General features: G+C 73.6%; 19 protein-coding genes and 1 pseudogene. 9 read left to right on the forward strand and 11 right to left on the reverse strand.

Annotated features, from left to right (window positions below):
- Positions 1-57 precede the first annotated feature (57 nt).
- Positions 58-603 carry a helix-turn-helix domain-containing protein gene (locus tag IG64_RS11895; protein WP_037854876.1) on the forward strand — a complete coding sequence of 182 codons (546 nt, stop codon included), beginning with the start codon at positions 58-60 and terminating at the stop codon, positions 601-603.
- 72 nt (positions 604-675) lie between these two features.
- Here the strand turns inward: IG64_RS11895 and IG64_RS11900 are convergent, their stop codons facing one another.
- Positions 676-2,127 (reverse strand): amidase, encoded by a 1,452-nt coding sequence (locus IG64_RS11900; RefSeq protein ID WP_037854878.1) that lies wholly within the window; start codon positions 2,125-2,127, stop codon positions 676-678.
- A 140-nt stretch (positions 2,128-2,267) separates the two neighbouring features.
- On the opposite strand from IG64_RS11900, the gene IG64_RS11905 reads away from it, so the two are divergent.
- The gene (locus IG64_RS11905; protein ID WP_037854879.1) at positions 2,268-2,894 is read left to right on the forward strand and encodes a TetR/AcrR family transcriptional regulator; all 627 of its coding nucleotides are present in this window, start codon (positions 2,268-2,270) and stop codon (positions 2,892-2,894) included.
- Between the two features lie 80 nt (positions 2,895-2,974).
- On the opposite strand, the gene IG64_RS11910 is transcribed toward IG64_RS11905, so the two are convergent.
- Positions 2,975-4,087, reverse strand: a complete 1,113-nt coding sequence (locus tag IG64_RS11910; RefSeq protein WP_037854881.1) for a helix-turn-helix transcriptional regulator — start codon at positions 4,085-4,087, stop codon at positions 2,975-2,977.
- A gap of 265 nt (positions 4,088-4,352) precedes the next feature.
- On the opposite strand from IG64_RS11910, the gene IG64_RS11915 reads away from it, so the two are divergent.
- On the forward strand, positions 4,353-4,952 hold the full coding sequence (locus IG64_RS11915; RefSeq protein ID WP_051812710.1) for a L,D-transpeptidase: 600 nt from the start codon (positions 4,353-4,355) through the stop codon (positions 4,950-4,952).
- 245 nt (positions 4,953-5,197) lie between these two features.
- Here the strand turns inward: IG64_RS11915 and IG64_RS37555 are convergent, their stop codons facing one another.
- From IG64_RS37555 to IG64_RS37560, 3 genes are all read right to left on the reverse strand, one after another.
- Positions 5,198-5,695, reverse strand: coding sequence for an LGFP repeat-containing protein (locus tag IG64_RS37555; RefSeq protein ID WP_051812713.1), 498 nt, complete (start codon positions 5,693-5,695; stop codon positions 5,198-5,200).
- Between the two features lie 303 nt (positions 5,696-5,998).
- Positions 5,999-7,327 carry an FAD-dependent oxidoreductase gene (locus IG64_RS11925; protein WP_037854883.1) on the reverse strand — a complete coding sequence of 443 codons (1,329 nt, stop codon included), beginning with the start codon at positions 7,325-7,327 and terminating at the stop codon, positions 5,999-6,001.
- 122 nt (positions 7,328-7,449) lie between these two features.
- Positions 7,450-10,887, reverse strand: a complete 3,438-nt coding sequence (locus IG64_RS37560) for a phosphocholine-specific phospholipase C (RefSeq protein ID WP_051812715.1) — start codon at positions 10,885-10,887, stop codon at positions 7,450-7,452.
- Positions 10,888-11,353: 466 nt separating this feature from the next.
- On the opposite strand from IG64_RS37560, the gene IG64_RS11935 reads away from it, so the two are divergent.
- Positions 11,354-11,830, forward strand: coding sequence for a MarR family winged helix-turn-helix transcriptional regulator (locus tag IG64_RS11935; RefSeq protein WP_051812717.1), 477 nt, complete (start codon positions 11,354-11,356; stop codon positions 11,828-11,830).
- Positions 11,827-14,526: an FUSC family protein gene (locus IG64_RS11940; RefSeq protein WP_234438480.1), complete on the forward strand. Its 2,700-nt coding sequence runs from the start codon at positions 11,827-11,829 to the stop codon at positions 14,524-14,526. The genes IG64_RS11935 and IG64_RS11940 overlap by 4 nt, the downstream gene beginning before the upstream one ends.
- Before the next feature lie 226 nt (positions 14,527-14,752).
- Here IG64_RS11940 and IG64_RS11945 read toward each other — a convergent pair whose 3' ends face one another.
- Entirely contained in the window at positions 14,753-15,676 is a 924-nt protein-coding gene (locus IG64_RS11945; protein ID WP_037854885.1) for an alpha/beta hydrolase, read from the reverse strand.
- A gap of 44 nt (positions 15,677-15,720) precedes the next feature.
- Between IG64_RS11945 and IG64_RS11950 the strand changes: the two genes are divergently transcribed.
- Positions 15,721-16,197 carry a MarR family winged helix-turn-helix transcriptional regulator gene (locus tag IG64_RS11950; RefSeq protein ID WP_037854886.1) on the forward strand — a complete coding sequence of 159 codons (477 nt, stop codon included), beginning with the start codon at positions 15,721-15,723 and terminating at the stop codon, positions 16,195-16,197.
- A 57-nt stretch (positions 16,198-16,254) separates the two neighbouring features.
- A pseudogene (locus tag IG64_RS40340) lies at positions 16,255-16,386 on the forward strand (arabinofuranosidase catalytic domain-containing protein); the annotation flags it as partial.
- Between the two features lie 215 nt (positions 16,387-16,601).
- On the opposite strand, the gene IG64_RS11955 reads toward IG64_RS40340, so the two are convergent.
- Positions 16,602-17,456, reverse strand: coding sequence for an alpha/beta fold hydrolase (locus tag IG64_RS11955; protein WP_051812743.1), 855 nt, complete (start codon positions 17,454-17,456; stop codon positions 16,602-16,604).
- Positions 17,457-17,598: 142 nt separating this feature from the next.
- Here IG64_RS11955 and IG64_RS11960 point away from each other — a divergent pair, with 142 nt between their 5' ends.
- Both IG64_RS11960 and IG64_RS11965 read left to right on the forward strand, forming a co-directional pair.
- Positions 17,599-18,114 carry a MarR family winged helix-turn-helix transcriptional regulator gene (locus IG64_RS11960; RefSeq protein ID WP_051812718.1) on the forward strand — a complete coding sequence of 172 codons (516 nt, stop codon included), beginning with the start codon at positions 17,599-17,601 and terminating at the stop codon, positions 18,112-18,114.
- Positions 18,115-18,183: 69 nt separating this feature from the next.
- On the forward strand, positions 18,184-19,806 hold the full coding sequence (locus IG64_RS11965) for an SDR family oxidoreductase (RefSeq protein WP_078883945.1): 1,623 nt from the start codon (positions 18,184-18,186) through the stop codon (positions 19,804-19,806).
- Positions 19,807-19,973: 167 nt separating this feature from the next.
- Here the strand turns inward: IG64_RS11965 and IG64_RS11970 are convergent, their stop codons facing one another.
- The 4 genes from IG64_RS11970 to IG64_RS11985 form a co-directional block, all read right to left on the reverse strand.
- Complete coding sequence (locus tag IG64_RS11970) at positions 19,974-20,876, reverse strand: restriction endonuclease (protein WP_063758788.1); 903 nt, start codon at positions 20,874-20,876, stop codon at positions 19,974-19,976.
- A gap of 109 nt (positions 20,877-20,985) precedes the next feature.
- Positions 20,986-21,423 carry an ATP-binding protein gene (locus IG64_RS11975; RefSeq protein ID WP_037854888.1) on the reverse strand — a complete coding sequence of 146 codons (438 nt, stop codon included), beginning with the start codon at positions 21,421-21,423 and terminating at the stop codon, positions 20,986-20,988.
- Between the two features lie 104 nt (positions 21,424-21,527).
- Positions 21,528-22,373 carry a DUF1206 domain-containing protein gene (locus tag IG64_RS11980; RefSeq protein WP_199811573.1) on the reverse strand — a complete coding sequence of 282 codons (846 nt, stop codon included), beginning with the start codon at positions 22,371-22,373 and terminating at the stop codon, positions 21,528-21,530.
- 205 nt (positions 22,374-22,578) lie between these two features.
- Positions 22,579-25,419: an FAD-binding and (Fe-S)-binding domain-containing protein gene (locus IG64_RS11985; protein ID WP_234438481.1), complete on the reverse strand. Its 2,841-nt coding sequence runs from the start codon at positions 25,417-25,419 to the stop codon at positions 22,579-22,581.
- Positions 25,420-25,564 lie beyond the last annotated feature (145 nt).

The raw sequence follows: 25,564 nt of genomic DNA on the forward strand, positions 1-25,564 counted from the left end.
AGGCAGGAGGGCCGAGACCCGTCAACACGGCGACGAGAGCGGGAGCGCGATCCGGCGATGGGGCTGAACGACGAAGTGGGGCGCAGGCTCCGCACGCTGCGCACCGCCCGGGGCCTGACGCTCTCGGAGCTGGCGCGGCGCTCAGGAGTGGGCAAGGGCACCCTCTCCGAATTGGAGAGCGGCACGCGCAACCCGACGCTCGAAACCCTCTACGCGCTGACGACCGCGCTCAACCGGCCGCTCAGCGCGGTACTCAGCGACGACCTGCCCTCCGGCGCCGCACAGCACGAGGCCGCCGTCTCCGGCAGTGCGGTCACGGCGGTCCTGATCGAACGGCACGAGACCCCCGAGACGGTCACCGACGTCTTCCGGATCACCGTCGCCGCCGGTGCCACCCAGGAGTCCGCCGCGCACGTCGCGGGGACGACGGAGAGCCTGATGATCCTCAGCGGCACGGCCGTCGTGGGAGACCCGGCCGCGCCCAGCAGCGTCGGTCCGGGCGGGTCGGTGTGCTGGCCCGCCGACACCGTGCACCTCTACAGCGCCCCGCACGGCGACGTGCACGGCATCCTCTTCGTGCGCTACCCGGCGACCGCACTGTGACCCCGGGGGCCGGCCGACGGCACGGCACGGTGCCGTGCCCGACCGGACACCGCCGCGCCCTTCGGGCCGGACTCAGTGCTCCGTGCCGTTCCCGGCCCAGACCGTGGGGGTCCGGCCCGACCACGGACTCGCCTGCTCGAGCTGGCCGGCGAGGCGGAAGAGGAGACTCTCGAGACCGTATCCGGCGGCGAACTGCATGCCGACCGGAAGCCCCGTCCCGGTGTCGGCCGTGACCGGCACGGACATGGCGGGCGTGCCCGCCATGTTGAACGGCAGGGTGAACGGCGAGCGGTCGGCGACGCGGTCGATCCAGCCGAGGCCGTCGAGCGCCCCGGCGCCCTCGGTGAGGCTGCCCAAGGGCGCGGGAAGCTCCGGCAGGGTCGGGGTGAGCAGCAGGTCGTGGGTGGCGAAGTACCGCGCCAGGCTGCGGGCGACCTGGTTCCGCATGGCGAGAGCGGAGACGAACTGGGCGCCGCTGACCCGCTGCCCGTAGTGGTACCCGGCGAGGGTCACCGGTTCGAGGGTCGAGGAGTCGACGGGCCGGCCGAAGGCGGCGGCCAGTTCGTCGACCGAGGCGGCGAGGTTGACCGTGAACACACGCGCGACGGCCAGTACGAACTCCTCCCAGGCGGCGCCGAGGCCGACCGTGACCTCCTCCACCCGATGGCCGAGGGATTCGAGCAGACGCACGGTGCGCGACAGGGCGTCAGCCACCGGTGCGGTGGTGCGGCGTCCGCCCCATGCCTGAGTGAGGACACCGATGCGCAGGGAGCCCGGAGGGAGGGTGGCCTCCTCCGCGTAGGGCCGGGTCGGCTGCTGGGCGAAGTAGGGGTCGCCCGGTTCCGGTCCGCCGATCCGGTCGAGCAGTGCCGCGCTGTCGCGTACGGTGCGGCTGACGCTGCCGTGGACGGCCAGGCCGCTGAAGGTCTCGTCGGCGTAGGGCCCCATGGAGACGCGGCCACGAGTGGGTTTCAGCCCGAACAGACCGGTGGCGGCGGCGGGGATGCGGAGGGAGCCGGCGGCATCGGTGGCGTGCGCGATCGGGACCACCCCGGCCGCGACAGCCGCGGCCGAGCCCCCGCTGGATCCGCCCGCGCTCCGCTCGGGGTCCCACGGATTGCGGGTGACGCCGTGCAGCACGGACTCCGTGGTGATGCTGTAGGCCAGCTCCGGTGTGGCGGTACGGCCGAAGGTCACGAGGCCGGCGCCGCGGAAGCGCCGCATCAGGGAGGAGTCGGCCCCGGCGACGTGCCCGGCCGCCAGACGGCTTCCGAGTTCCATCCGCCTGCCGGCCATGGGGACTCCGATGTCCTTGATCAGGAAGGGGACCCCGGCGAGCGGCCCGCTGCCGGAGCCCGGTTCGCCGTCGGCCGGCCACGTCTCCACGATGGCGTTGATCCGCGGATCGACCGCCTCCGCGGCCCGGCGTGCGGCTGCTTCCAGTTCGGCCTGGGTCACCTCGCCCGCGGCCACCAGCTCCGCGAGCCCGACCGCGTCGAAATTCACGTACTCGGCTGTTTCCACTGCCACTCCTCACCGGACAGGACGAAGACGATACCGTCGAGTCCCAGACGATACCAGTCGGTATCACTCGGCCCGCGGTGGTATCGTCGCGGAGGAGTCGGAGAGTGGTACCGACCAACGACCGGAGTCCCGGAGTAGCCATGGCATCGACCGCCGGCAGGCCGACCCGGGTGGCGAAACTGCCGCCTCGTGAGCGCATCCTCGACGCCGCGGAGGAGCTCTTCCGCAGGGAGGGCGTCCGAGGGGTGGGCATGCAGGCGATCGCCGAGAAGGCCGAGACCACCAAAATGGCGATCTACCGGCACTTCGAGACCAAGGACGCACTGGTCGCGGAGTGGATGCGGATCGTCGCCGCCGAGTACCAGGCGGCCTTCGACCGGGTCGAGGCCGAGTACCCCGGCCGGCCCAGGGACCAGATCCTGGGTCTGGCCTCCTTCATCGCCGAGGGGCTGCCGGCGATCTCGCACCGGGGCTGCCCGTTCGTCAACACCATCGCCGAACTGCCCGACCGTGCCCATCCGGCACGGCAGGTGATCGAGAAGCACAAGGCCGACCAGACGCGCCGGCTGGTCGGCATGTGCGCCGGGGCCGGGCTGCCCGACCCCGAGCAGGCCGCCGCCGAGATCACCTTCGTACTCGAAGGCGCGCAGGTCAGCACGCAGAACGGCAGCATCGACCGGACCGCGGACCGGCTGATGCGGATCGTCGAGGCAATCCTGGACCGGCACCGCACGGGACGCGACGCACCACCGCCGGGCGCCGGGTGACCAGCTCTGCACCACGCCCCTCACCCGGGCCCCGGCCCTGATGCCTTCACGCCTCCTCCACCCCGGCAGGTCAGGTCAGGTCACCCGGGGGTCCAGGGACGTGGACTGGGCAGCAGGTCCGGCTGCCAGATGACCCGGTCCGAACGGACGTGCGCCGTGGGGGACAGCTCGTAGGAACCGGCCGCGGAGCCCGCGGGAACCACCCAGCCCACCCCTTGATAGGCGATGTACACCGTCCGCCGGGGAACGGAACACCTCGCAGGGTCCGTGATGAACGTCCCGCCGGCCGGCACGGTGACGGCATAGGCGCCCGATGCCCGCGGGCACGCGTGGAACTCACGGTGGTGGGCGTACTGCACACGGACCGTGGCGCCGACCGGGCGCGGTCCCGGATTGGTGATCTTGACGGCGAACGCGACGCGGTCGTCGGTGACTCGGGCGCACACCCGCCAGACGGTCGGCTCTGGCCCCGCGAACGGGACGCTGCACCGGCTGTCGCTCCCCAGCGACCCTTTCTCCAGCGTCCCCGACGGAGCGGGTGCGGGCTGCGCAGGAGCCGCCGAGACGGCCCGGGACGGCACGGTGTGCTCCGCGACCGGCCGTTCGCCGTTCCAGATCGCGGCGCCGACGACGCCCAACGCGACACCCGCCCCGAGGGCCGCCGTCCGTGCTCGCGGCGACGGCCGGCGACGGCCGTCCTGACGCGGCGACGAGCCGGACTCCGCCCTGGCAGCGGCCGTAGCGGGGGCAGAAGCAGTGGCCTCGCTCTGCCCGGTCCGCGGAGCGGGCCGTGGCTCCGCGGGGTCCTCGCAAGGAGAGGCGGCCGGCCGGTCAGGGGCCGTCCGCTGGTACCGGCTGCGCCTTCGCGCACAGTGTGCCTGCTCGCGCAGCTCCTGCCACCGGGCGCTCTCCTCGGCACCGACCTCGAACACGTCGGCCAGCGCACTCAGCACCGCTGCTGCGGGAAGCGCCGTCTCCGTCGGTTTCAGATAGCGGCTCAGGGCCGTGTCGCTGATCCCCCGCACCTTCTGCCCGCGCAGCAGGACCCGCAGCCGGTGCTCGACGCTCTGTTGCTTCAGACCTGACCGCGCCCACGCCGCGCGCAGGCCCTCGACGAGCTGCCCCCGCGGGTCGCCGTCCGCCGCGTCGGACCCGTCGACCGGTGCGGACCGCCCGTCCGAGTTCCCCGTCACTGTCCCTCCGTCATCCCGAACACGACGTTTCCCGCAGGTAGAAGCCTTGTCACGAGATCGGGAGCGGAGCGGGACAGGAACGGGGCGAGGTGCGACCGCCACCCTCTGGTGCTCGCCCCCGCCGCCCCCGACCCTGGTGCCGTGGCGCTCGCACGGCCCGGACCGATGCCACGACCTGACTCGATCCCACGCGTACCGGCATCCGCCGCGCGTACCGAGGACGACCGGACGGGCCTCATCACACACCTCCCCGGAAGGGTTCACCATGAGTGCTGTCATCACACGAACGGCGCGGTCCGCGACCGCTTCCCTCGTGCTGACGTCCGCTGCCCTGCTCACCGGCCTGACACCCGCGGCACAGGCCCAGGTACCGGCTTCCCCCGCTGTGGCCGGCGCTGACGCGACCGGCGCCGTCTCCTTGAAGTTCGACAAGAACAGCAAGCATCCGGCCTACTCCCGGCTGTCCGTCATCAAGGGGAGCAAGGTCTGGGCCGACTTTCGCGCGGGCTCGGGAATCACCCGGAACGAGTGCGCCTCCGGCCGCGGTTGGCTGCCCGACGGCACCTACTCGGTCGGCTCGCACACCCGGACGTACAACGGCCGGCAGATCAAGGGCTATGCCATCCGCCTGGCCGACAAGCGCTGCCACAACGGCACCGGTCGGCTGCGCACGGAACTGTTCATCCACAGTGAGATGAACCGGGACGGCTCCCAGGGCAGCAGCGAGCCCCGCAAGTGGACCGACGACAACCCGAACGACTACCTCTCCAACGGCTGCATCAAGATGCGTCCCGAAGAGATCAAGAAACTGTTCCGGCTGCTGGACCGGATCGGGTGGCCCAAGAGCCTCAAGGTCGTCGGCTGACCGCCCACATCGGGTTCGGCCGCTGAATCCGGCGGCGGACGGACCGCCCCCTTCCCGCCGCGGCAGCGGCGCCCGGCCGGTGGACCGGGCGCCGCCTGCCCCGTCACCGGCCTGCGCCGAACTCGTCCTCGCCGTGCCGCCACGCCAGTCGGCCGATCGGGCCCCCGTCCTCATGGCCACCCGTGCGCGGGCCGTCTGCTGCGCGAACTGCCGCCCCGTCAGGGGGACCATGGTCCGGAACGGTCTCAGGCGCAGGTGTTGCCGTCCGTCCAGGTCTTCGTCGTTCCTCCACCGAGGTCCTGGAAGTGGATGACCGTGCACTGGAAGTTCTGGCGGATCTCGTTGCCCACCGTGTACTCGTAGCCGGTGGGGTAGCCCGTCCATCCCGCCTCGCACCCCTGGCCGCACCAGTAGTCGCCGATCGCTCCCCACACCGGCCAGGCACCACTGCGCGCGGACCAGTAGACGGTTCCGTGCTCGAACTGCGATCGCCGGCCGAAGCCGTCGGGGTTGACCAGTTCGTCCGTGAGGGGGCATCCGAGCGCCCCTCCGGGGCCGCCCATCCGGAGGTATCTCTGCTCGATGTCGCCCACGACCTGGTGCGTTCCGCAGTAGGCCGTGGCCTGTGCGGGCGCCGCGGTCGACACGAGGAGCACGTTCGCCAGCAGGGCCAGCGCACCCGCCACCGCGGCGATCCGGCCCCGAAGCCCCGGCAGGACAACCGCATCCGGACCCAGACCCATCACACGTCCACCTTCCTCAGCTCAGCAGCCATTCCCCGGGTGCAACGAAGCACGGGCGGGCCGGTCACGAGGTCGCGCCCCGGCCCCGGTCCCGGGCGGCGGCTTTCGGACACGCGCCGAGTTCCAGGGCACCGCCGCGCGCCCTGGCACCGGCGCAGAACGGCTGGAAGTGATTCCCCCGCCCGCCCGCGCCCCACACCGGCGGGTTCGCGGGGCGTTCGACGGTCTCCGGGGACGGGGGCGGTACCCCGGGAGCGGACCCGGTCCGCGGGTGGTGGGTCGGGGCGGCCGGGTTCCGGGTCTCTACTGTGCGCGGGGCCGCTGGGTGCGTTCGACCAGGTCCGGGCTGAGCAGGGAGGTGACGGGTGCCATCATGTTGGCCACCCGGAGGAACGCCGTGCCCAGGACCGGGTCGATAGCGGCGGAAGCGCGGAACCGGTCGAGGTATCCGTTGATCTCGTCGTCCTGCGGGCCGCGTTCGCCCTCGACCTCGGGGAAACGCAGGTCACCGCCGGTGGCGAGGGCCCACGGATCGGCGAGCAGCGTGGCCGCCGCCTTGAAGAAGCGCGGCGCCAGGTCCTGCCGGTCGCCCTCCTGGAGCAGGGACTCCAGCAGTTCTGCCTCCATGACCGCCACCGTCATGCCCTGGCCGTAGATCGGGTTGAAGCTGCACAGCGCGTCGCCGACGACGAGGAATCCGCCGAGGTGATGGTCCAGTTCGTCGAAATGGTGGAGGGTGCTCTCCGGGTAGCGCATCTTGACGGCTTCGTCCACGGGTGTGGCGGAACGGAGCACGTCGGCGGCGTCCTGCCCCGCCAGGGTCGAGGCGAACTCGATCATCCCGGCGTCGTCCGTGGGAAGTTCCTCGCCGAGCAGCCCGGCCAGCAGCACCGCGACGCGGCCGGCTTCCTGCCGTATCACCACTCCGGCACGGGGCTGACCGGGAAAGGGCACGACCGTCGTCCCGAGCCTTCCGTCCAGCAGGCCGGGCTCCTGCTCGTAGTGCCGCGTCACATAGACGACGTCCGTCCTGACGGCCGTCCGCCGCGGGACCGGGTAGCCGGACTCCCGGAGCCAGGACAGGGCGCGGGAACCGCGTCCGGCCGCGTCCACCACGAGTTCGGCCGGAACGGTCTCCTCGGCGCCCGTGTGCCGCCGTATCCGTACCCCGGCCACCCGGCCGTCGTCGACGAGGAGTCCGTCGACCTGGGTGTCGTCGACGAGGGAGACGTTCGGCAGGGCCCGGACGCGGTCCCGGATCATCCGCTCCGCCTGCGGCCTGCTCACACCGAAGCCGCGCAGCCCGGACACCGCTCGGGCCATCCTGTGGCCGTCGAGGAACCAGGAGAAGTCCGCCTGCCCGTCACCGCTGGGGACACCGGCCGCGGTCATGGCGTCGATGAAGCCGGGGAAGAGGCCGTCCAGTCCGACCGCACCGCGGGTGAGCAGCGCGTGCACCTGGCGGCCCTGCGGTACGCCGCGGCGGGAGACGGTCCGTGCGGGGAACGTGTCCCGTTCGAAGACGGTCACGTGCGTGAACGACGAACTCAGTGCGCGGGCGGCCAGGAGACCGGCGACGCTGCCGCCGATGACGACCGCGTGACCGGCGGCAGTGTGCGATTTCGTTTCCATGTCGAGGGGACGGGGAGGAAGTCGATCTTTGCTCACCGCTCACCAGTGGCGTCTCTCACGTCCCGCTCGGAGAGCTGACGGGCCGCCAGGAGCCTGCCGGGCCGTCAGCCTCCGATGAGCCGTCAGGAGTCGGTGATCGGGCCGGTGCCCAGGCGGACGTTGTCGATGGCCCAGAACCAGTTGTTGCCCGCGTTGAACATCCGGAACCTGACCTTCGCGGAGGTGGCGCCGGACGGCACGGGGCAGGAGAGGCGCACCAGCCGGTTCTGCTGGTCCTGCCCCTGGTTGGCGCTGTCCGCGGAGGCGCCGCTGTAGTGGAGCAGCCGTGCCGTCGCGCCGGAGTCGAACTCGACCACCACCTCTGCCTCCTGGGGGCTTTCCTGCCGGTAGTGGGAGTCGAAGCCCAGGTGCAGGGTGGAGGTGCCGGAGGGGATCGGCACCGGCGGACTGGTCAGGGTCGAGTCGAAGCGGCCGCGGGCGGACGGGCTGCCGGTGTCGTCCCAGTCGTCGGGGTCGGCGACGGCGACGACGCCGAGGGAGCGGGTGAAGCCCGAGCGGTCCTGTCCGGCGGGGAACCAGAACTGCTTGGACAGGAAGGTCCAGCCCTGCAGTTCCCTGGTGCCCTGCGGCATGGCCGTCGCATTGGTGACGGTCCAGCCCTCGGGCGGGGTCCGGGTCCAGCCGAGCAGGCCGGGCCGGCTGAGATCGGCCGCCGGGGCGAGGGCGCCCGCGACGGACTCGAAGTCCTCCGCGAGCAGGTATCCGGTCATCAGGGGGCCGGTCCTGGCGGGCAGGGACGCCGACGCCTCCACGGGCCGGCCCTTCAGCTTCGCCGTGACGTCGGCTCTGAGGTGACCCGTGGTGCGGGCCGCCGAGGCGGGTGCGATGACGTCCCATGCCAGGGTCGCGGACGAGCGGGCCGCGACGGACGTCGGTGCGGCGCCCTTCGCCGTCGCGCTCCAGCCCTCCGGCAGGGCGGGTGTGGCGGCCAGGCCGGTGAGCGGTGAGCTGCCGGCGTTGGTGACGGTGGCCGTCACCGTGGCGGGTCTGCCGGGTGAGAGCACGGTGCCGTCGGTCCCCGGCGAGCCCGCGGGCCCGGTCAGCGTGACGCTGAGGGCGGGGGCGACCGTGGTCTGCACGCGCGCATCGGCGAGCCTGAGCAGGCCGCCTCCCTCGCCGTGCGCGGCGACGACCAGCCGGCCCGCGGTGGCGCCGTCCGCGGGGGTGACCGTGAAGCGCACGTCGGCCGAGTTCCCGGCACCGAGTCCTCGGGGGACCGTACCGGCCCGCTCGACCGACCAGCCGGTGGGAGCGAGCAGGGCGACGGAGAGTCCGTCGAGCCGGCCGCTGCCCTGGTTCCGTACGGTGACGACGACCTCGGTCGGGTTGCCCTGTGTGAGCGGGGTGTCCAGGGGAGGAAGCGCGGCGGGCAGGTCGATCGCCGCGGTCAGCGCCGGTGCGGTACCGGTCGCCGGGTCGGTGACCCCGGGCTCGCCGTCGGCCAGGCGGCCGGTCATCCGGCGCAGGAACGCCGGGTCGTCCCTGTCCAGGACCGCGATGTCGTACCAGCCGTGGTCCGGCAGGCGGAGCCGGACGGTACGGGACCTGCCGGGCGCGAGCGTGACGGTGCGGGCGGGTTCGCCGTGCCGGTGGGAGTAGACCGACTCGCCGACGAGGAGTGTGCGGGTGGCGGTGGAGGGGTTGGAGCACACCACGTCCACCTGGCCGGCGGCCGGATGCTCCACGAGGTGCGCCTCGGCTCCCGCGCCGCGTCCGCGCACTTCCCAGGTGGACCAGCCGGGGCCGTGGATCTGCAGGTCGTAGCCGTCGGCACCGAACTCGACCGTGGTGTCGGTGCTCTTGCGGGCGGGCACCGTCCAGGCGCGCGGAGCGGTGCCGTCTGCGGGATAGGCGGTGAGCGTGGCGGCGACGGTGCCCTGGTTGTCGAGCCGCAGGCGCACGGCCGAGCCGGTGATGCCGGTGCGCAGGCCCAGCCGGTAGGGCAGGGGGCGGGTCGGGCGTGTGCCGCTCTCCTGCCGCGGCAGTGTCTGCTTCTGCGGCGGTACGGGGTTCCAGCGGGCGACCGCCGCGGGTACCGGTCCGGGCTGCTGGACCTCGGGCCGGCGGTGGCCGCGGTGGAAGTCGAAGGCGGAGGTGAGGTCGCCGAAGACGCTGCGGCGCCAGGCACTGATGTTGGGCTCGTGGACGCCGGTCCACTTCTCGAGGAACCGGATGACCGAGGTGTGGTCGAACGCCTGCGAGCTGACGAACCCGCCCACCGTCCAGGGGGACACGATCGTCATCGGCACGCGCGGGCCGGGGCCGATGGGGTTGCCGTCGAACCAGTCGTCGCCGTTGCCGGAGGGCGGCTGGGGCGCGACGGGGGCGGGGACGTGGTCGAAGTAGCCGTCGTTCTCGTCGAAGTTGATGAACAGCGCCGTCTTGGACCAGGTCTCCGGGTCGCTCGCGATCGCGTCGAGGAGGTCGTAGACGAGGTTGGCGCTGCCGACGGGGGTGGAGCTGCTGGGGTGTTCGGAGAGGGCGGCCGTCGGAACCACCCAGCTGACCTTCGGCAGGGTGCCCTTGCCGATGTCGGACCGGATCCGCTGGACGAGCGTGTCCGGTTCGGAGCGGTAGGCGCCGCGCAGGAAGAGCCGGCGCTCCGCCTCGGTCAGCGCGTCGACGCCCCGCTGGAACTCGGCCAGCGCGGACTCGCGCTGCTGCGGGGTCTTCTTCCACAGGCTGTCGTAGAACTGCTCGGTGGTGGAGTAGGTGCCGGTGACCTTGGAGAGGATCTTCCGGCCGATCTCCTTCCACGGGCGGAAGTACTCCACCGCGTTGTCGGTGAAGTTGTCCCACTCCTGGTAGATCTGCCAGGAGACGCCCGCGGCCTCCAGGCGCTCGGGGTACGTCGTCCAGGTGTAACCGGGGTGGGCGTAGTCGTACGCGGCGTTGGTGACGGCACGGTTGACGCCGTCCGCCTCGTAACCGGTCGTACCGGACCACAGGTAGAGGCGGTTGGGGTTGGTCGAGCCGTAGACGGAGCAGAAGTAGGAATCGCAGATGGTGAAGCGGTCGGCCAGTTCGTACTGCAGCGGTATGTCGCGGCGGTCGTAGAAGGCCATGGTGCTCTGCGTCTTGGCGGCGACCCAGTCGTTCCACCAGCCCTTCGCGCGGGCCTGGTTGGCGTCGGAGAAACCGTGTGCGAGTGACCCCAGGTACTGGATGTCGCTCTCCTGGCGGCCCGCGTCGACGGCCGCCCGGCGGGCGGAGAACGGCAGCACCTCGCCGCCTTGGCGCCGGGGCTGCTCGAAGACGCTCGCTCCGGTGGGCAGGCGCAGCGGCGTGCGGTCACCGAAGCCGCGCACGCCCTTGAGAGTTCCGAAGTAGTTGTCGAAGGAACGGTTCTCCTGCATCAGGACGATCACGTGCTCGATGGCGCGCAGCCCGCCGCGCGGCATCGGCGCGGCCATCGCCCGGTGCAGCGACGGGGGAAGGAGGGAGAGCGCGGCGCCACCGGTGAGGGTGCCGAGGACCTTGCGACGGGAGACATCAGGCATGCGCCGTAGGCTAGATCGTCTTCACCGCGCTCCATAAGCATGTGCGGCGGGATTTCTCCGGCCGTTCAGCCAACGACATCCGTCGTTCTCCTGCCGTCGGCGACGGGCCCGGGCGGGCGGGCCCTTACCGAGCCGATCGGACCCACCGGGCCGCGCCGCCGGTGCCTCCGCACCGCTGTCCAGTGCCTGCGCACCCCGGCCGGTGCCTCCGCACCCCCGGCCGACGCCTCGGCACCCGGAGCCGGCACCTCGGCGCTCCCGGCGCCGCCTCGGCGCCCGACACGGACCGCCTCTCCCGGCTCCGGCGTTCGCCGCCGGTCCACTCAGGTGCCCGGAGCCGGCCGCCGATCCCCGGGACGGATCGGGCACCGCCCCGCAGGCGGCAGCCGGGGCGGCCCTCCGGCGGGAGGCGGGATGCGCAGGGGCGGGAGGCGGGAGCCAGGAGGGGGAGATATATACTTTCCATATGCACGTACCTTCCGACGCCCAGAGCGGCCTGCCGCCCGGGCAGCGGATCGAGAACGCCGCGCACGGCCTGCTGCGCGACCTCGGACGACTGAACCGGGCACTGTTCCGCGCCGGTGACTTCGGGCTGACCCGCAGCGAAGTGTCCGTGCTCGACGCCCTGGCGGCCGCGCCGCTGCGCGTCACCGAACTCGCCCTGCGCACCGGGATGGTCCAGCCCCGTGTCACCGTGCTGCTCCAGAAGCTGGAGAGCCGGGAACTGGTCGTGCGCCGGCGGTGCGAGACCGACCGGCGCGCGGTGGAGACGGCCCTCACCACCGCCGGACGGCGCCTGCTCGACCAGGGACGGCAGCGTATGGCCGAGGCCTTGCTGGCAGCCCTGCACACCACACCCGTCGACGACTGCGAAGCAGCAGTGTGCGCCGCCCGGCAGTCTGTCGCGGTGCTCGTCGAAGCCATGGAACCGGAGGCCACTTGACCAGCCCGGAAACCGCCCGCCGGCCACTGGGGCAGGACACCGGCGCGAGCCCCGTCAGGGGTGGGCGCGCCGATGTCGCGCCACGACGGGTCACCGGTCCGCACCGATGGTGGGACCGGGTACTGGTCGCCGATCCCGGACTGGGGCAGTTGCAGGCCGGCTGGCGGACGCTGGTCGCCATGGTCACCTCCCTCGCGGTCGGCTACGGCATGGCCCATGCCCTCTCCGTGCCGACAATGACCGGCATGATGGTCGCCGGGATGATGGGCCTGATGAGCGCCTTCGCGGTGGCCGGGAACACCTGGCTCCAGCTGGCCAGGCCCATCCTGTGGATGCCGTTCCCCTATACGGCGGTGCTCTGGCTCGCCGCGGCCCTGCACGACGACCGCGCCCTGGAGATCGGCCTCGACGCCGCCGCGCTCGCGCTCACGTTCCTGCTGGCCCGGTTCGGCCCGCTGGCCCTGCTGACCGGCATGATGATGTTCAACGGTCTCATGGTCGGCATCATCGCGAAGATCCCCTCGGCGATGATGTGGCAGGCGTTCGCCGTCGCCCTGGTGTCCGCCGCGGCGGTGCTGGCCACGCGGCTGCTGCTGTGCTGTCCGATGCCGCGGGAGGACCTGCTCCGCACGCAGCGCGCCTTCGTCGTCGAGGCCCGCAGGCTGGCCGACACCATGGTCGAGGCGCTGGACCCCGACGCCGACCCGGCCCGGGTCGAGCGCCGGACGAACCGCTCCCTGCGCCGCCTGAACATCGTGACGATCACGATCGACGGCCGCCTCGCGCAGCCCGAGACGGCCACCGATCCCATGGTGGCCGAGCTGCTGCACCGCCACCTGTTCGACGCCGAGCTGGCCCTGCGGGGCATCGCCCAGGCGGTGCGGGTGCTGGCCGGCCAGTCGCCGCCCGAACAACTGCGCCAGGCGCTGGCGGTGGGCATGCTGCTGGCCCGCGACACCCCGCCGGCCCGGGCCGGCGGACTGCGGCCCGCCGTGGGGACGATCCGTGAGCAGGCCGACGCGATCCTGCGGGACCCGGGGGCCGGTCCGCGGGCCGCCGAGTCCGCCGTCCTCGCCCGCAGGATCGCCGAACTCCTCGACTCGCTCGCCGACTCGCTGCTCAGCTGGCTGGCCCTCGGTGAGCGGGCGCCCCAGTCGCCCGGCGCGGTGCCCTTCCAGCCCGCCGTCGCGCTGGAGAACAACCGCATACCCGGCTCCGTCGCCCCGATGCGGCGCGCGCTCACCGCCCGGACGCAGAGCGGCTGGCAGCGTGCCGTGCCCTTCGTACGGGCTCCCCTGCACGCGGGGGTGGCCGCAGCGATCGTCTGCCCGATCGCGGACGCCATCGACCCCCAGCGTTTCTACTGGGGCCTGGTCGGCGTGATGATCACCCTGTTCGGTACGAACACCACGCACGAGCGGCTGCGCAAGTTCGGCCACCGCATGATCGGTACGGTCGCGGGCGCGGTGATCGGTGTGCTGCTGCTCCACGTGACCGGCCACCACCACATCCACTGGACGCTCGCCGTCATCGTCGCCGGCCTCTCCTTCGGCTCCTGGGGACTGCAGCGGGCCTACGCGCTGTGGGTCGTCGGGCTGGTCGCCGCGCTCGTGCAGCTCTACGGGCTGACCACCCCCGACAGCCGGATGGACCACCTGCTCGGTGAACGCCTGCTGGACAACGGCCTGGGCGTGCTGGTCGCGACGGCCTGCGCCGCGCTGATCTTCCCGCTGTCCACGCGGGCGGTCGTCCGCGAGGCCGAGCACGGGTACGTCCGGGCGGTGCAGAACCTGCTCACCCAGGTCTCCGCCCGCTGGGAGGAGCCGGACAGCCCGGTCCGGCTGCGTGGCGCGGCACGCGCGGTCGACGCCGCGCTGTTCCAGGTCGCGGAGGTGTCCCGGCCCGTGGTGCGGATGCCGCTCGGGGTGCGCGGGCGGGCGCCGCACGAGCGCATGGCCCTGCTGAACACGGCCGCCGCGCACGCCCGGGCGCTGGCGGTCGCGGCGGACGTCGACATCGACCTCTCGTCCTCCTCGGCCGAGCGCGCCCGGCTCATCACCCGCGCCCTCAGCGATTCGCTGGCCGCGCTCGACCACCACCTCGCCCACGGCACCGCCCAGGGTGTCTGGCATCGCGTCGGCCCGCTCGTACAGGAGTTCCAGAGGGAGCTGCGGCCCGCCGCGCCCGGCCCTCGCGGGCGGCGGCTGCAGACCGCCCTGCACGAGCTGGACGCCCTCGACGCGGCCCTGGCCGCCTTCGCCGAACAGTGCGGACTGCCGACGGCGTCCGGCGCCGGCCAGGAGGACGGGCCGACGCCCGCCGTCCCGCCGCAGCAGACCCGCGCCCCGGCGGTGGACCGGTTCCGGCCGCCGCCGGCACGGCCCGCGGCCGCTCCCGCCGCCGACGCGTACGCCCCCGGCCGCGGTGCGGACCGGACGGACACCACGGCAGGCGTGCCCGTGACCGGCGCGGTCCGCTGCGCCGCCCACCCCGGCGGCTGCTCCGCACAGATCACCGTGGTGAACGCACGCGGACAGCGCATCGCCCACACGTACACCGACGCGGGCCGCTACCGGCTCACCCTGCGTGCGGGACACCACATCGTCGTCGTGTCGGCACCGGATCACTCCCCCCGCGCTGAACCCGTCACGGTGCACGCGGCACAGCCGGGGATACACCTCGACGTCCGGCTGTAGTCGTCTCCCCGCAGGGCGCTACGGCATCGACGGCGGTGCGGGCTGCCGAGGTCCCCGCCCCCGTCTGGCGGCGGCACGGGTCCGGTGCGGGCACCGGGGGCGCGCCGGACCGCGGCGAGTGGACCACGCACGTGCCGGGCGGGACCGGCGCCTGCGCCGAAGGGCCCGCGTGGTGGACCGGGTGGTGACGCGGCGCCCGGAAGGAGCCGGTCCGCGTCCTCGCCCCTCAAGCTGACGCCGGCCGCGCCGTGTCCTTCGCGCGGACGCGCTGGGTGAGGAAGAGGGCCGCGCGGTCCAGTGCCTCGTCCGCCTCGTCCAGGACACCGGCGAACGCCTGGAACACGTGCGGCACGCCGGCGGTGACGTCCAGGATGACGTCCGCTCCCGCCGCCCTCGCCCGCGCGGCGAGCCGCGTGGAGTCGTCCAGCAGGAGCTCGTTGGTGCCCACCTGGAGCAGCATCGGGGGGAAGCCGGTCAGATCGGCCAGGACGGCCGGGCTGAGCAGCGGCTGGTGCGGGTCGGCGCCGGCGAGGTACATCGCCCCGGTGTGGTCGAGGGCGCCGCGGGTGAAGACCGGGTCGATGCCTTCCTTGGTGTGCATGCTCTCGCCCGTCCGGGTGGCGTCGAGCCCCGGGGAGAACGCCACGAGGGCGGCGGGCAGCGGGAGGCCCGCCTCGCGTGCGGCCAGGCAGGTGGTGACGGTGAGGCCGCCGCCGGCGGAGTCCCCCGCGAAGGCGATGGCCGAGGGGTCCTCGCCGCGGTCGAGCAGCGCGCGGTAGGCGCCGAGGGTGTCTTCTATCGCGGCGGGGAACGGATGCTCCGGGGCGAGCCGGTAGTCCACCGAGAGCGCCTGGAGGCCGGTCCTGGCCACCAGGTGTCCGGTCAGTGACAGGGCGGTCTCGGGGGACCCGAACACCCAGCCGCCGCCGTGGAAGTACAGGATCGTCCCGGCCCGCCGCCCGCTCGCCGGTTCGACACGCAGTGCGGGCCGGTCGCCGAGCGTGGTGGGCGTGGTACGGATGTCGCCGGGCACGGCCATCTGCGCCATCAGTGCCTTGAAGCCGGCCCGCAGCGCTTCGGCCGACTGGGGGCCCTCGGGCCTCGGCGTCCGCATCATCGCGTCCACCAGGGCACGCTGTTCCTTGCTCATGGGTGTGCTCCCCTCACGAAGTACCTTCCCGTACACTATATTCCATGGAATATAGATCAACGGGTGGCGCGGTCGACCTGCCGGCCCTCTTCTCCGACCTCGTCCGATGCGAGACGCGTCTGTACAACGCCCTCAACGACCGCCTCCGTGAGCGGCACGGGATCGTCACCTCGCAGTTCGAGGCCCTGCGCCACCTGCGCGACCACCCCGGGGCCCGGGTGGCCGACCTCGCCGCCGAGTTCGCCATCGGCATCGGGGCGACCAGCAAGAGCGTCGACCGCCTGGAGAAACAGGGGTGGGCCGTCCGGCAGCCGAATCCGTCCGACCGCCGGTCCTCCCTGCTGACCCTGACCGAGGACGGCTCGCGGCTCGTCGACGCGGCGGAGGAGACGTTCGGCGACGCGCTGGCCGAGCTGATCGGAGCCACTCTCGACAACTCCTCGGTGGCCGCGCTCGCCCGGGCCCTCGCGACGCTGCGCTCCGCCCTCGAGGACAACCGGATCGGCGCGCCCACCGGCTGACCGCCTCCTGACGATGGCACACCGGGGCACGCCGGACAGCCTTCGCGCCGGTGGCCACTGGCCGCCGGCCGATACGCCGCCCGGCAGGACGCGTCCTGCCAGGACACCACGTGCCGCATCACCGAGGTCTACGGCCAGAGCGGGCGGCACAACGACCTGGCCCCCGGGCCGGCCGGCACGTCCGGCATGACTGCAACGGCTCGGCGGCACAGAAGTTCACACTGCGCTGAGGACGCACTCGGCGCACCGGGCGCACCGAGGACGGGTCCCCGGGGACGCCCGCTCTGCGTGCACGTCAGCACGCCGGGCTGCCGCTGGGGCGCGGACCGCACCGACGACGGCAGACCGTGTGACGGGAACGGGACCTCGGGACCGGCAGGACCGGACGGAACCGGGAGCACCGCTCAGGCCAGGAACTCCCCCAGCACCCGGCCGAGTTCGTCAGGTCGCTCGGTCGGGAGGGAGTGGTGCGAGGCGCCGGGCAGTATCCCGACGGTGGCAGCGGGAAGGAGACTTCGGGCCCGCCCGGCCACGCGTCGCACGTCGTGGGCCCGGCTGCGCTCGGCCAGGAGCACCAGCGTCGGAACGGTGAAGGCCCTCAGATCCCGTGCCGCCGGCCGTCTCATGGCGACGGCCTTCGACCGCCGGGCGGTGGCGGTGCTCTCCAGGAAGGCGCCCCATACCGGATCCTGCGGATCACCTCCCGTCTCCCACCGGTGGAACGCCCGGATCCGCTCGGGGGTGGGCCTCAGCAGCATCGGCAGCGCCCGTACGAGGTAGCGCGCCCCCAGGCCGGCGAAGCAGCCGGTGGGATCGAGCAGCGCGAGTCGCCGGACCCGGTGCGGCGCGTGCAGCCCGTACATCAGGGCGATCCAGGCGCCGTAGGAGTGGCCGCACATCCGGACACCGTCCAGGCCGAGTTCGCCGAGGACCTCGTCGAGCCATGCCGTCAGGTCGGCGGCGCCGCGCAGGGGTGCCCCGTCGTGCACACTGCGGCCGATGTCGCCCATCAGGTCGAGGGCGTGGACCCGGTGGGTGCGAGCCAGGTGGCCGACGGCCGCGAACCACGCCATGGAGGTCGCTCCGCCCCCGGGCAGCAGCACGAGAGGGGTGCCGTCCTCCGGCCCGCAGACGTGGACCCGGGTGCTGCCGTAGGCCGACGGGACCTGCCTGCCGAGGACCTCCACGGGCCACCGCCGCAGGACGGCGTCGTACGCCTCGGAGAAGTCCGGCACCCCCGCCAGCCTCAGTTCCGGCACCTCGACGTCCGGCGCCTCCGACTCCGTCACCCTCGGCTCCGTCCTCTCGCCCACGGTCCCCGCCCCCGACGCCTCGCCCGGTGATTACTCGGCCTACCATAATCTCGATCATCGAGATATTGAAGTCCGATCGGAGGAAACGGTGGACCACGACGAACCCGGCCTGCAACTGGTGCACCTGCTGCGCGCCGTGACCGTGGAACTGAACCTGTCCGCATCGGAGTTCGCCTCGGACAACGGGCTGCACCCCACGGACGTGCGCGCGCTCGTCCACCTGCTGGACGCGGACCGTGCGGGCGTCACCGCCACCGCCGGCCGGCTGGGTACGCAGCTGGGGATCAACTCGGCGTCGACCACCGCGCTCATCGACCGGCTGGAACGGCTGGGCCTGGTCCGCCGCGAGCGCGACACCCGCGACCGCCGCCGGGTCCTGCTCGCGGTCACCGACAAGGCCGTCGCCCTGGGCTGGTCGTTCTTCGGGCCGCTGATCAGGGAGATGATCGCCTCGATGAACTCCTTCGACGCGGCCGACCTGGCGGTGGTACGCCGCTTTCTGCTGGCCATGCGCGAGGTCACCGCCGCGGCGCGAGAGGCCGGGCGAGAGGACACCGCCGGGAAGCGAAGCCCGCACGGTGAAGGCCGCGACACCGGCCGGTGAAGACGGCACCGGGCGGTGAGGACCGGCGCACCGGCTGCTCGCGGGAGGCGCGCACGCGCCGTGGAGCCGATGATCGTACCCAACGGGCGGCATGCCGTCGGAGCGATCGGTGGGAGAGCACGCGTGGGCACGGACTCGGAGCGAAGTGGTGAACGCCTGCACTGCCTGGTCACCGGGGCGTCGGGGTACGTGGGCGGGCGGCTGGTGCCGGAACTGCTGGAGGCGGGCCACCGGGTCCGGTGCCTGGCCCGGTCCCCCGGCAAGCTGCGCGATCATCCCTGGGCGCCGGACGCCGAGACGGTCCGGGGCGACGTCACCGATGCGGCCTCCCTGGCCTCGGCCATGCGCGGGATCGATGTCGCGTACTACCTGGTGCACGCGCTCGGTACCGGACCGGGGTTCGAGGACACGGACCGCCGTGCGGCCCGGAGCTTCGCCGAGCAGGCACGGGTCGCCGGTGTGCGGCGGATCGTGTACCTCGGCGGGCTCACCCCGCAGGGCGTCCCGGAGCACGCCCTGTCCCCGCATCTGAGGTCCCGCGCCGAGGTGGGGCGGATCTTCCTGGAGGGTCCCGTCCCGGCCACGGTGCTGCGGGCGGCCGTCGTCATCGGCTCGGGCTCGGCGTCGTTCGAGATGCTGCGCTACCTCACCGAGCGGCTGCCGGTGATGGTGACCCCCAGCTGGGTGCACACCCGCATCCAGCCCATCGGGATCCGCGACGTGCTGCGCTACCTCGTCGGCTCGGCGGCCATGCCGCAGGACGTCGACCGGGCCTTCGACATCGGCGGCCCGGACGTCCTCACCTACCGCGACATGATGCGCCGCTACGCGGCTGTCGCGGGGCTGCCGCACCGGCTGATCCTGCCGGTGCCGGTGCTCACCCCGGGGCTGTCCAGCCACTGGGTCGGCCTCGTCACCCCGGTGCCCGCGTCGATCGCCCGGCCGCTGACCGAGTCGCTGCGGCACGAAGTGATCTGCGCCGAGCACGACATCTCCCGCTACGTGCCCGACCTGCCGGGCCAGCCGCTGTCCTTCGACGAGGCGCTCGCCCTGGCGCTGCGCAAGGTGCGCGAGGCACAGGTCGCCACCCGGTGGTCGTCGGCCGCGCTGCCCGGGGCGCCCAGCGATCCGCTGCCCACCGATCCGGACTGGGCCGGTGGCAGCCTCTACGAGGACGAACGCGAGATGCCGGTGAACGCGTCCCGGCAGTCGCTGTGGAAGGTGATCGAGGGCATCGGCGGCGACAACGGCTGGTACTCCTTCCCGCTGGCCTGGGCCGTCCGCGGCTGGCTGGACCGTTTCGTCGGCGGTGTCGGCCTGCGCCGCGGACGGCGGGACGCCGAGCGGCTGCGCGTCGGTGACTCACTGGACTTCTGGCGGGTGGAGGAGATCGAGCCCGGTCACCTCCTGCGGCTGCGTGCCGAGATGCGGCTGCCCGGCCTGGCGTGGCTGGAGATGCGCGCCGAGACGGACGAGGAGGGCCGCACCCGCTACCGCCAGCGTGCCCTGTTCCACCCGCGCGGCCTGCTGGGCCACGCCTACTGGTGGTCCGTCTCGCCCTTCCACGCCCTCGTCTTCGGCGGCATGGCCCGCAACATCACCCAGGCCGCCGCCAAGGGAATGAGCGCACGGGGACCACGTTCGCCCGCCGGGCGCCTCCGCTCCTCCCCGCGGGGGCGGACAGGGCGGTAGGAGCGTCCATGGCGTGCCGGGAAGGCGGCACGGGTCGGGGGACCGGCGCCATGCGTCGCCACACCGGCCCCGGAGACCGCGGAAGGCTTCCGGGACATCGGCGCCGGTGTCCGCGTCACGCTTTTGGGAGACCGGGCCCGAAGGCCGCGCGCCGTCATCCGCCCGGTCTACCGCCCGTCCGGGAGTTCGACGCCCGTCCACTCCCAGGGCGCCGGTCCGGTGCCGTCGCACCACGCCCGCAGGTCGCGGCCGTTGACGCAGATGATGCCGCACTGGCGTGCGTACTCCAGGGCGGGGGCGGTGAAGTCGCTGGTCGTCACCACCGCGGCCACGTCGGCCTCGTGGATGGTGAAGCAGGTCCCCCCGAACCGCTGCAGGTCCTGCGATCCGACCTTGTTCGCTTCCTCGTAGTGCTTGCACTGGATCACCACGCGTCGTCCGTCCGGTGCGAGCGCGGTGACGTCCGCCCCCAAGTCGCCTGCTCCGCCGACCACTTCGGCCTCCCGGCAGGCGTCGCGGGCGCACAGGTCGGCCACGGCCTGCTCGAAGCCGTCGGGGTCGAGCGCGGCGTGCACCGCCACCTGGTCGAGGGGAACCGTCCGCGCCTCTTCGTCCGGGTGCGGCGCGAAGGCGACCGCCTGCGTCGGGGCCGCTCCCGCGATGCCCTGTGTCCCGCCGCGGGCGGTCCGGGCGGGCTCGGCGGCGACGTCCGGTGCGGCCGGTGCGCCGCCCCCCGCGGGCGGCGGTGCGGCTTCCTCCGCCGTCGTCTCGCCAAGGCTGTCGGACGCCCGCTCGGCCGCCTCCTCCAGCGCCCTCGCGGCCCGGCGCGCGCATCTCGCGGCGGAGAAGCGGCGCCACCGGGAACGGAAGAGCACCACGGCCACCGTGCCGGCCAGGGCCAGTTCGCCGGCCCACAGCGGACGGCGCTCGACCACGCCCAGCAGGAGCCGTACGAGGAAGGCGAAGACGCACAGGAGGATCGCGAGCAGCAGGAAGAACAGGGCGGTCGTGCGCAGATCGAACCGGCGGTCGCGGCGCACGCGGGGTATGCGGCTCACGGGCTGGGTCATGCGGCTGTGCCTTCCTCCTGGGCGGCGACGAAGACCGGTCCTCCACGCCTGTCCGAGACGGCGGCGGCCACGGCCGGCCGTGCTGCTGTACGAGCGACCTGGCGTCGCCTCACGCCTCGCTGCGATCAGCGCCGGGCGGGTCCGGCTCCGGGGGCCGGAAGCACGCGGTGACCATCTTGCCGTCGGGGCACGGGTGCGCCTGCCAGGTGTCGGCCAGCGCGTCGACGAGGAACAGGCCGCGTCCGCCCGTGCGTCCGGCGCTGGGCGGGCGGGGCGTGGGCAGGTGCGGGGAGGAGTCGTGGACGCTCACGTGCAGGCAGCGCTGGTCCCAGGTCATGACGAGCTGGGCACTGCTGCCTGCGTGGACGTGGGCGTTGGTCACCAGCTCCGAGACGGTGAGCAGGACGTCGTCCGCCGTCTCGGGCCAACTGGTGGTCCAGCCCAGATCCTCCAGGTGGCCGCGGGCCCACTCCCGGGCCGTCCTCACCCCGCTCGAGACGGGCAGCGACCGTGCCCAGCCCACCGCGCGTACGGACGCTCCGCTCACGAGTTCCTCCTCGGTCGATCCATCCTGTGCCTGCGTGTGCCTGCTCCCGGCTCCTACTCCGGAGGCGGTTCCCCGGCGCCCGGCCGGTGCTTCCCGGGGTGTCCTCACAGTTGGCGCCAGCGCGCGCTGCACCACGAGAAGGCACCGAACGCGGCCAGCCCCAGAGCGATCAGGGCGAGCAGCCAGGGACCGGCCGGCAGGTCCCGGAACGAGCGCAGCGTGTCGTCCATCCCCCTGGCCCTGCCGGGCTGGTGCCGCACGGCGGCCACGACGGCGAACACCCCGGCGACGGCGAACACGACGCCGCGGGCCGTGCCGCCCGCCACCCCGAGGACGTCGGTGACCTTCCGGGCCCGAGGGGACATGGCCCCGGTGCGCAACCGCTCGCGGAACTTCTTCCGCACGGCCCGGACCGCGATCCACAGCCCGGCGACCACCACGGCGGCGCCCGCGGCCCCGACGATCCACTGGCCGGTCGGCCAGCTCAGCACCGTGGCGGTGACGTCGTCGGTCCGCCGGTCGGACGACCCGCTGCCGCTGCCCTTGTCACCGGCCGCGTAGGAGAGCACGGAGAAGGACACGAAGGCGTAGAAGACGCAACGGGCCGCTGCCGCCGCCCGCTTGGCAGGTTTCGCGCCGTCCCGGCCGGCACCGCCGACCACGGCCTCCGACAGCCGCCACAGCGCCATGCCCGCCAGCGCGACGCCCACGGCCCACAGCATCACCGAGCCGAGGGGCTTGCCGGCCAGCTCACCCAGCGCGCCGCCGCGATCGGCCTGCCGGCCGTCGCCGTCGCCGTGGAACGCGATCTGCAGCGCGATGACGCCCACGAGCACGTAGATCAGTCCACGGGCCGCGAAGCCCGCCCGGGCCGCGACAGCCATCGCCGTGCTGTCGGCCGCACGGCGGACCTGCCCGCGTCCACGCAAAGCCATTGCCCCTGTGTCCATGGGTCCCCGATGCCCCCGGACCCGCGTGTGACACCCGTCCGCCCCGAAGTGGCCGGTGCACCGGCCTTCTTCGCGGTCCCGTCGTTCCGGCGCGGGGCCGGCCTCCGGCCCGGCGGTGCGTGAGGTCGCGCGAGCCGGCCCGAGGTCCGCCGCACGCGGAGCTCCGGACGAGAGGGGAGCCGGGCGCCCTCTTCGTCCGGAGCTCTCAGGCCGTGGCCGCGTCCAGGAGTTCCAGGACGTGCCGGTAGGGGCGGCCGGTGGCCCGGGTCATGCCCATCTCGCAGGTGCGGTTGCAGGAGGCGTACGCGTCGTGGGCGCGCGAGGTGATCTCGGCGGCCTGGGCGGCGGTGGCTGTGGCGGTGATCTCCGGGTGGAGCAGGCCGCGGTCGCCGGCGAACGCGCAGCAGCCCCAGCTGTCGGGGACGGTGACCTCCTCGCTCACGGCCGCGGCCACGGTGCGCAGGGCGTCGCCGGCGCCGAGGTGCACGGTGGAGCAGGTGGGGTGCAGGGCGAGGCTGCGCAGGCGGCGGGGCTCGGGCAGCGCGGGGAGCAGGTGCTCGGCGGTGAAGACGACGCTGTCGACGAAGTCCAGGGCCGCGAAGCGGGAGCGTTCGGACTCCGGGAGGGCGTCGGCGAGTTGCTCCAGGCCGTGCGTGCACGAGGAGGCGTCGCAGACCACCGGCAGCCGGCCGTGGCCGGTGGCCTTCCAGAGCGTGTCCAGGGTGCGGGCGGCCATGGTGCGGTGTCCGTCCGTGTACCCCTTGGACTGCCAGGGGGTGCCGCAGCACAGGCCGGACAGTTCGGGCACGGTGACGGGGACGCCCGCGCGCTCGCACAGCCGCAGGAAGGCCGCCGCCGAGCCCACCGCCCCCTCGGACGCTCCACCGGTGGCCCCCGGGGACGCCTCCCGCGCCACCGCCTGGGGAGCGAAGACGCTGCCGATGCACGCGGCGAAGAACACCGCCCGCGCGCCGGCGGACCGCCGGGGGCCGGGACGGGCCGGGCCGCCGCGCGGGATGTCGTCGGCCCAGGCGGGCACCAGGCCGGACGCGCCGAGCCTGCGGGCCGCGCCGGTGGCGGCGCGCACGGCGGGGCCGGGCGCGGCGTGGGCGGTGTTCAGCGTGGCCCGCACGCCCTTGACGGTTCCTGCCCAGTGGCGGGCCACTGCGGCGCCGGCCCGCTGCGCGGCGGCGCCGTGGCGTTCGGCGCGCAGCCTCTTCATGACCGCGCCGGTGTCGATGGCGACCGGGCAGGCGGTGACGCAGAGGCTGTCGGCCGCGCAGCTGTCGACGGCCGCGTACGCGTAGTCGGCTTGCAGGGCCCGGCGCCGTTCGTCGTCGCCGGCGGCGGTGGCCAGCGCGATCTCGCGCCGCAGGGCGATGCGCTGGCGCGGTGTCGTGGTCGCGTCCGCGGTGGGGCAGACCGGTTCGCAGTAGCCGCATTCCACGCATGCGTCGACGGCCGGGTCGATCTCCGGGACGCTCTTGAAGCTGCGCAGGTGGGCCGTCGGGTCGTCCTCCAGGAGCACCCCCGGGTTGAGCACGCCGTGCGGGTCGCACAGCCGCTTCAGTTCCCGCATGACCTCGTACAGCTCGTCGCCGTACTGGCGGCGGACGAAGGGGGCCATGGCGCGGCCCGTGCCGTGCTCGGCCTTCAGCGTGCCGCCGGCGTCCAGGACGAGATCGACCATGGCGTCGGTGAACCGGGCGTAGCGCTCGACCTCCCGGGCGGAGTCGAAGTCCTGGGTGAGCATGAAGTGCAGGTTGCCGTCGCGGGCGTGCCCGAAGACCACCGCGTCCTGGTAGCCGTACCGCTCGAAGAGGCCGCTCAGCCCGTCGCAGGTGGCCGTCAGCCGCTCCATGGGCACCGCGATGTCCTCCAGCAGCGCGGTGGTGCCCGGACGCCGGGCCCCGGCGACCGCGGTGTACAGGCCCTTGCGCAGGTGCCAGAGCCGGGCCCGTACACGCGGGTCGCGCACGAGCCGGGTGTCGCCGACGGCGGGCAGGCGGTCCAGGACCGGCCGCACGGCCGTCATCCGCTCCTCGAGCAGTTCGGCGCTGTCCTCGGCGAACTCGACCAGCAGGGCGGCGTGCCGCTCGACGCGCAGGCCGCGCAGCGCGTCGACGGCGTCCGGGGCGTGCTGTGCCACGCGCAGGGACGCCGCGTCCAGGAGTTCGGCGGTGCGTGCCCCCGCGGCCAGCAGCGCGGGCAGCGCGTCGGTGGCCTCGGCGAGGCCGGGCAGCACCAGCAGTCCGGTGGCGGTGTGCGGCAGCAGGGGTACGGTGCGGAAGACGGCCTCGCCCACGAAGCCGAGGGTTCCCTCGCTGCCGATCATCAGGTGGGCGAGCACGTCGGCCGGCTCGGTGTGGTCCAGGAACGCGTTGAGGCCGTAGCCCATGGTGTTCTTCATCGAGAACAGCCGCTCCACGGTGGCGCGGGAAGCGGCCGAGCCCCGTACGCGGTCGCGCAGCCGCAGCAGCCCGGCGTGCAGTTCGGGCTCGCGGGCGCGCAGCGCCTCGTCCGCGCCGGGATCGGCGGTGTCGACGACGGTGCCCGAGGGCAGCACGAACTGGAGGGACTCCATGGTGCGGTAGGCGTTGTCACGGGTGCCGCAGTTCATGCCGCTGGAGTTGTTGGCGACCAGGCCGCCGATGGTGCAGGCGGACTCGCTGGCCGGGTCGGGGCCGAGCCGGCGCCCGTACCGGGCGAGCCGCGCATTGGCCTGACGGACCGTCAGGCCGGGTTGCAGCCGGATGCGCAGGCCGTCGTCGAGGACCTCGGCGGCGCGCCAGTGGCTGCGTACGTCCACGAGGACGCCCTCGCCGCCCGCCTGCCCCGCGAGGCTGGTGCCGCCCGAGCGGAGCGTCAGCGGTACTCCGGCCGTGCGGGCGCCCGCCATCAGCGCCCCCACCTCGGCCGCGGTGGCGGCGCGCACGACGGCCCGCGGGGTGAACAGGTACGGCGACGCGTCATGGGCTGCCGCGACGCGGCGGGGCACCTCGGTCGTCACCCTGGCCGGGTCGCCGACGCACCGGGCCAGCAGCACGGCCAGCTCCTCGTTTCCGGCCGGTCCTCCTGTTGCCGCCCGTCCTTCGGTTCGGGCGGGCCCTTCGGCTCCGGTGCGGCGGTGCGGTACGGCGGGGGGTGGGGCGGCGGAGGTGCTCATGGGTCCTCGGGGGATGGAGGCGGGC

It is taken from the genome of Streptomyces sp. NRRL S-340 (genome assembly GCF_000720185.1).
Lineage (GTDB): Bacteria > Actinomycetota > Actinomycetes > Streptomycetales > Streptomycetaceae > Streptomyces.